5 protein-coding genes are annotated in these 5,994 nt (G+C 67.4%); 2 read left to right on the top strand and 3 right to left on the bottom strand.

Annotated elements, in window-relative coordinates; all coding sequences use genetic code 11:
- Nucleotides 1–71: 71 nt before the first annotated feature.
- The 3 genes from carB to AC1DZ6_RS21255 all read right to left on the bottom strand — a co-directional run bounded on the left by carB (nucleotide 72) and on the right by AC1DZ6_RS21255 (nucleotide 5,100).
- Nucleotides 72–3,365 (bottom strand): carbamoyl-phosphate synthase large subunit, encoded by a 3,294-nt coding sequence (gene carB / locus AC1DZ6_RS21265; protein ID WP_477099123.1) that lies wholly within the window; start codon nucleotides 3,363–3,365, stop codon nucleotides 72–74.
- Between the two features lie 214 nt (nucleotides 3,366–3,579).
- On the bottom strand, nucleotides 3,580–4,776 hold the full coding sequence (locus AC1DZ6_RS21260) for a patatin-like phospholipase family protein (protein ID WP_477099122.1): 1,197 nt from the start codon (nucleotides 4,774–4,776) through the stop codon (nucleotides 3,580–3,582).
- 117 nt (nucleotides 4,777–4,893) lie between these two features.
- Nucleotides 4,894–5,100 carry a cold-shock protein gene (locus AC1DZ6_RS21255; RefSeq protein WP_007666377.1) on the bottom strand — a complete coding sequence of 69 codons (207 nt, stop codon included), beginning with the start codon at nucleotides 5,098–5,100 and terminating at the stop codon, nucleotides 4,894–4,896.
- A gap of 288 nt (nucleotides 5,101–5,388) precedes the next feature.
- Between AC1DZ6_RS21255 and AC1DZ6_RS21250 the strand changes: the two genes are divergently transcribed.
- Nucleotides 5,389–5,628 carry a hypothetical protein gene (locus AC1DZ6_RS21250; RefSeq protein ID WP_477099121.1) on the top strand — a complete coding sequence of 80 codons (240 nt, stop codon included), beginning with the start codon at nucleotides 5,389–5,391 and terminating at the stop codon, nucleotides 5,626–5,628.
- A gap of 82 nt (nucleotides 5,629–5,710) precedes the next feature.
- Nucleotides 5,711–5,878, top strand: a complete 168-nt coding sequence (locus tag AC1DZ6_RS21245) for a hypothetical protein (RefSeq protein WP_477099120.1) — start codon at nucleotides 5,711–5,713, stop codon at nucleotides 5,876–5,878.
- Nucleotides 5,879–5,994: the final 116 nt, after the last annotated feature.

Below are 5,994 nucleotides of genomic sequence, written 5' to 3'. Positions count from 1 at the left end.
GTCCTGTCTTTCGACCCCTCATCCGTCGGCTGCGCCGACACCTTCTCCCGCAAGGGGAGAAGGGAGGGCCGTTACTGGTAGCTTTGCAGCGGGCGCACTTCGAGCGTCTCGGCCGGGGCCGAGGAGATGGCCTGGGCCGCCGCCAGGGCGCCGGCGCTCGTGGTGTAGTAGGGCACCTTCATCATCAGGGCCGTGCGGCGGATCTCGAAGCTGTCCTCCAGCGCCTGCTTGCCTTCGGTGGTGTTGAACACCAGCTGCACGCCGCTGTTCTTCATCACGTCGACGATGTGCGGACGGCCTTCCAGCACCTTCTTGACCAGCTCGACCTCGATCCCCTGCTCGGCCAGATAGCCGCGGGTGCCGACCGTCGACAGCACCTTGAAGCCCGCCGCCTGCAGCAGCTTCACCGGCTCGACGATCCACGGGCGGTCGCTTTCCTTGACCGAGACGAAGGCCGTGCCGGCGGTCGGCAGGGTGACCCCGCCGCCCAGCTGGCTCTTGGCGAAGGCGCGGGCGAAGGCCGGGGCCAGGCTGTCCTCGCCTTCGCGGATCCAGTCCAGGCCCATGACCTCGCCGGTGGAGCGCATTTCCGGGCCGAGGATGGTGTCGACCCCGGCGAAGCGGGCGAACGGGAAGACGGCTTCTTTCACGGCGATGTGGTCGTACGGCTTGTCGGTCAGGCCGAAGCTGGCCAGGGTCTCGCCGGCCATGATCTTGGCGGCGATGGCGGCCACCGGCTGGCCGATCGTCTTGGCCACGAAGGGCACGGTGCGCGAGGCGCGCGGGTTGACCTCAAGCACGTAGATTCGGGGTTCCGCCGAGTGCGGCTCTTCGATCGCGAACTGCACGTTCATCAGGCCGCGCACGTTCAGGGCCAGGGCCATCTTGACGGTCTGGCGCTTCAGCTCGGCCACGGTCTCGGCGCTGAGCGAGAAGGGCGGCATCGAGCAGGCCGAGTCGCCCGAGTGGACGCCAGCTTCCTCGATGTGCTCCAGCACGCCGGCCACGAACACGTCGGTCCCGTCGCACAGGGCGTCGACGTCCACCTCGGTGGCGCGGCTCAGATAGTGGTCCAGCAGGATCGGATGCTCGAACGAGATCTCGCCGGTGTTGGCGATGTAGCGTTCCAGGTGCTCGTGGTCGCGGATGATCTCCATGCCCCGGCCGCCCAGCACGTAGGACGGACGCATCACGAACGGGAAGCCGATCTCGTCGCCCTTGGCGCGGGCCTCGTCCCAGGTGCGGGCGATGGCGTTCTCGGGCTGGGCGATGTCCAGGCCGTTCAGCAGCTGCTGGAAGCGCTCGCGGTCCTCCGCCAGGTCGATGGCGTCGGGGCTGGTGCCCAGGATCGGGATGCCCGCGTCCTGCAGCGCCTGGGCCAGCTTCAGCGGCGTCTGGCCGCCGAACTGGACGATGACGCCGGCCAGCGTGCCGTTGGACTTCTCGACGTCCAGCAGCTCCAGCACGTCCTCGGCCGTCAGGGGCTCGAAGTACAGGCGGTCGGAGGTGTCGTAGTCGGTCGAGACGGTCTCGGGGTTGCAGTTGACCATGATCGACTCGATGCCGATCTGGTCCAGCGCGAAGGCGGCGTGGCAGCAGCAGTAGTCGAACTCGATGCCCTGGCCGATCCGGTTGGGACCGCCGCCCAGGATCACCGCCTTCTTGCGGTTGGTCGGCAGGCTTTCGCACTCGGGAACCTGGCCCAGCGCGCCGGTCTCGTAGGTCGAGTACATGTAGGGGGTGGTGGCCGCGAACTCGCCGGCGCAGCTGTCGATGCGCTTGAAGACGGGGCGCACGTTCAGGGCCTGGCGCTGCTGGCGCACGGTCTTCTCGTCGGAGCCGACCAGCTTGGCCAGGCGGGCGTCCGAGAAGCCCTGGGCCTTCAGGGCGCGGAAAGCGGCGGCGTCGGTCGGCAGGCCGCCGGCCCGGACCCAGCCCTCCTGGCGGACCAGTTCGGCGATCTGGCGCAGGAACCAGGGCTCGTAGGAGCAGGCGGCGTTGACCTCTTCCACGGAGAGCCCGTGGCGGAAGGCCTGGGCGATGACGCGGATGCGGTCGGGGGTGGGCGTGCCCAGGGCGCGGACCACGGCGGCGCGGCCGGTGTCGGGATCGTCGGCGCCGGCGATCTCGATCTCGTCGAAGCCGTTGAGGCCGGTTTCCAGGCCGCGCAGGGCCTTCTGGACGCTTTCCTTGAAGGTGCGGCCGATGGCCATCACCTCGCCGACCGACTTCATGGCGGTGGTCAGCAGCGGCTCGCTGCCCGGATACTTCTCGAAGGCGAAGCGCGGGATCTTGGTGACCACGTAGTCGATGCTGGGCTCGAACGAGGCCGGGGTCGCGCCGCCGGTGATGTCGTTCTTCAGCTCATCGAGCGTGTAGCCGACGGCCAGGCGGGCGGCGACCTTGGCGATCGGGAAGCCGGTGGCCTTCGAGGCCAGGGCCGACGAACGCGACACGCGCGGGTTCATCTCGATCACGACCATCCGGCCGTCGGCCGGATTGACCGCGAACTGGACGTTGGACCCGCCGGTCTCGACGCCGATCTCGCGCAGCACGGCGATCGAGGCCGCGCGCATCCACTGGTATTCCTTGTCCGTCAGGGTCAGGGCCGGGGCGACGGTGATCGAGTCGCCGGTGTGGACGCCCATCGGGTCGATGTTCTCGATCGAGCAGACGATGATGCAGTTGTCCGCCGTGTCGCGGACCACTTCCATCTCGTATTCCTTCCAGCCCAGGACGCTCTCTTCGATCAGCACCTCGGTGGTGGGCGAGAGGTCCAGGCCGCGTTCGACGATCTCCTCGAACTCCTCGAGGTTATAGGCGATGCCGCCGCCGGTGCCGGCCAGGGTGAAGGACGGGCGGATGATGGCGGGCAGGCCGACGAAGGCCAGGCCTTCGCGGGCCTCGTCCATGTTGTGGGCGGCCTTGGACTTGGGGCTCTCGAGACCCAGCTTGTCCATGGCGTCGCGGAACTTCTGGCGGTCCTCGGCCTTGTCGATCACCTCGGCCTTGGCGCCGATCATCTCGACGCCGTACTTGGCCAGGGCGCCGCTGGCTTCCAGGGCCAGGGCGGTGTTCAGCGCCGTCTGGCCGCCCATGGTCGGCAGCAGGGCGTCGGGACGTTCCTTGGCAATGATCTTCTCGACCATCTCGGGCGTGATCGGCTCGATATAGGTCGCGTCGGCCACGTCCGGATCGGTCATGATCGTGGCGGGGTTGGAATTGACCAGGATGATCCGGTAGCCCTCGGCGCGCAGCGCCTTGCACGCCTGGACGCCCGAATAGTCGAACTCGCACGCCTGGCCGATGACGATCGGGCCGGCGCCGATGATCAGGATCGAGGAGATGTCTGTTCTTTTAGGCATGGGAAAACTCGCGCGCAGAGACACGGTCGCGCACATCCGCGCGCCCGCTGCCGACCATCTTGCAGGTTAAGCCGCCCGTTTAGAGAGGGAGTCGGTCTGGCGCAACCCTGCTTTCTTCAACCATCATTCTGTCAAACGCCGCTCATTCCTCCCCTCTCGTTCGTCATTCCCGGGTTCCCGCCACAAGGGCGGGAATGACGGTTGAAAGGGAAGCTCACTGCCCCCCGATCATCGGCGGCGCGGGTACGGCGGGCTGGGCGGGCGGGACCTCTTCGGAGGCGTCGGTCAGGCTCCAGGCCCAGCCGGCCTCCGCCCGCTCGTAGCCCATGCGGAACAGGGCCTCGCGATTGTCGTCAGCGAAATCCAGGCCCGATGTGTCCAGCTCGGTGCTGTCGGGAATGGCCGCGTAGAACAGCTGTCCGCCGTTGCGCCGGGCAAAGCCGCTGCTGGCCGCCAGGTGGGTGCGCATCAGGGCCTTGCTCATCGCGTCCCACGAGCGCCCGACGATCGACCCGGTCTTGCCCCGGGTGAAGCCGAAGGTGCCGCCGACCTTGCCGTTGACGATCACGTACAACCGGCCGGGGCGGGCCTGGCCCTTGGCCGCGGTCCACAGCAGCAGCGACTCCGGCGCCACGAAGAACGGGATGGTGACGCCGCCGTCCACATGCATCTCCGAAAAGCGGCGGCCCTGGCCCTCGATCTCGATCAGGGCGGGCGGGAAGACGCCGGGGATGCTGGCCGAGGCCACCAGCACGTCCTTGAACAGCTGGCGCGAGGCCGGGTCGTTCCGGCTGGCGATGGCGCCCATGTCCCAGATCACCGTCTCCTCGGTGTCCAGGTTGGTCGTGGCGATCAGCAGGCGGCGGCCGCGCCGGTGCTCGGCGGCGATGGCCTGCAGCAGGTCATCGGTGACGTTGGCGTCGACCACGGCCCGCAAGCCGCTCGAGCTGTAGAAACTGGTGTGGAACAGCAGGCCCAGGCCGCGCGGCCGCAGGATCTTGCCCGCTTCCTTGCCGGTGTAGGCCTGTTTCAGGCGGTCGTCCCAGGTGGGGCCGAGGAAGGCGAAGGGGGCGGTCAGGGCGCCGGTTGAGACCCCGGTGACGATATCGAATTCCGGACGCTCGCCGCGTTTGGTCCAACCGGCCAGCACGCCGGCGCCGTAGGCCCCGTTCGAGCCGCCGCCGGACAGGGCCAGGACGTCGAAGGTGCGTTGGACCGACGCGCGCTTGCGGGCCGGCTCGGCGAAGYGGATGGCGGCGTCGCTGTCGCTGGCGTTGAAGCGCAGCCCGGCCAGGCCCTTGGGCGGCGGTCCGGCCAGATCCTTGGCGGTATAGGCGTCGCGCGACAGAGACCCGCAGGCGCTGAGGCTCAGGGCGGCCAGGACGAGCAGGAAAAGGCGGGCTGGGCGCATGGGGCTGTGGGCTCGCTGCCGAAACCGGGGGACCCTGTTACGGCCTGGGACACCGCGCAAGAAAAATGGGCCGGCGCGAGGCGCCGACCCATTCCAAATCTCGTGAGCGTGAGGCGATTAAGCCTGCAGTTGGCCCGCCGACATCTTGCCCGAGCGGTTGTCGCGCTCGAGTTCGTAGGTGATCTTCTGACCTTCGTCCAGACCACGCAGACCGGCGCGTTCAACGGCCGAAATGTGCACGAAGACGTCAGCGCCGCCGTCGTCAGGTTGGATGAAGCCGAAGCCCTTGGTGCCGTTGAACCATTTCACGGTGCCGGTAGCCATAGTGGTAGTCCTTGTAGTCAATATTCGTCGGCGGAGTCGTTCCGCACGGCGATCAAATTTCGTTGGGGGTCGGTGGGCGCGTCCGGCGCTCTCGTGAAGAGAGCATGGAAAAGCAGGCCGAACGTCAGCGAATTTCGATAATCCACCATGAGCCCTATAATGCCGTCCGGCAAGTGGAATCGTGAATCGACTTGAATCGCGAATAGTTCTGGACCCTAAGCGCCGCCTTGAACGTTAAACAAATTCTCTCGCGCTACTGCGGGCGTTTTGATCTTCAAGGACCGTCACATGACCCTGATCGAGCGGATTCCTCTGCTGAGCGACCAGGAGCTGGCCACGCTCCTGAGCAATGCCCGACGCCTGGACGTCGTGGGCACCCCGGCTCAACGCCTGGGCGCGGCCGAGGTCCTGCCCGTGCTGGAGCTCGAAGCCTCCCAGCGCCGTCAGGTCGCGCTGGAAGCGGCGACCAAGAAGCGCGGCGTGCTCGCCGCCGCCAAGCGCAAGGCCGCCGCGGCTGAAGCGGCCTAAAGACCCAAACCCGCAAAGACGCCTTGCCTCCGTCGTTATTGATAGTCATTCTCAATAACGACGGAGCGCTTCGGAGGCGATCATGGTGTTTCTGACGGCAGGGGCCGGGTGGCTGGCCCTGATGATGCGGGCGGAGCGGACCCGAGCGGGTCACACCGCGCCCGATACCGAATGGCTTCTGCACGGCCCGACCGATCCCGACGCGATCGAGGACGACGAGGGGCCGCCGTTGCTGCTGGCGGCGGAGTAGGGCTAACCCGCCCTTCCCGACTTATCATGACGGTGAAAGGGCGAAGGGGGAAAGGGCAGTCCCTAAACCAGGGCCTTGCGCGCCGCTTCCCAATACTGAGCCCCGGTGATCAGGGT

It is taken from the genome of Caulobacter sp. P1_B12_2, assembly GCF_056406675.1.
The sequence above is the reverse complement of the archived record's forward strand: the minus strand, read 5'-3'. Positions and strand labels throughout refer to the sequence as shown.

Excerpts from the sequence above, each read along its gene's own strand:
- carB (WP_477099123.1), bottom strand. The coding sequence starts at position 3,365 with ATGCCTAAAAGAACAGACATCTCCTCGATCCTGATCATCGGCGCCGGC.
- AC1DZ6_RS21255 (WP_007666377.1), bottom strand. The coding sequence starts at position 5,100 with ATGGCTACCGGCACCGTGAAATGGTTCAACGGCACCAAGGGCTTCGGC.
- AC1DZ6_RS21250 (WP_477099121.1), top strand. The coding sequence starts at position 5,389 with ATGACCCTGATCGAGCGGATTCCTCTGCTGAGCGACCAGGAGCTGGCC.
- AC1DZ6_RS21245 (WP_477099120.1), top strand. The coding sequence starts at position 5,711 with ATGGTGTTTCTGACGGCAGGGGCCGGGTGGCTGGCCCTGATGATGCGG.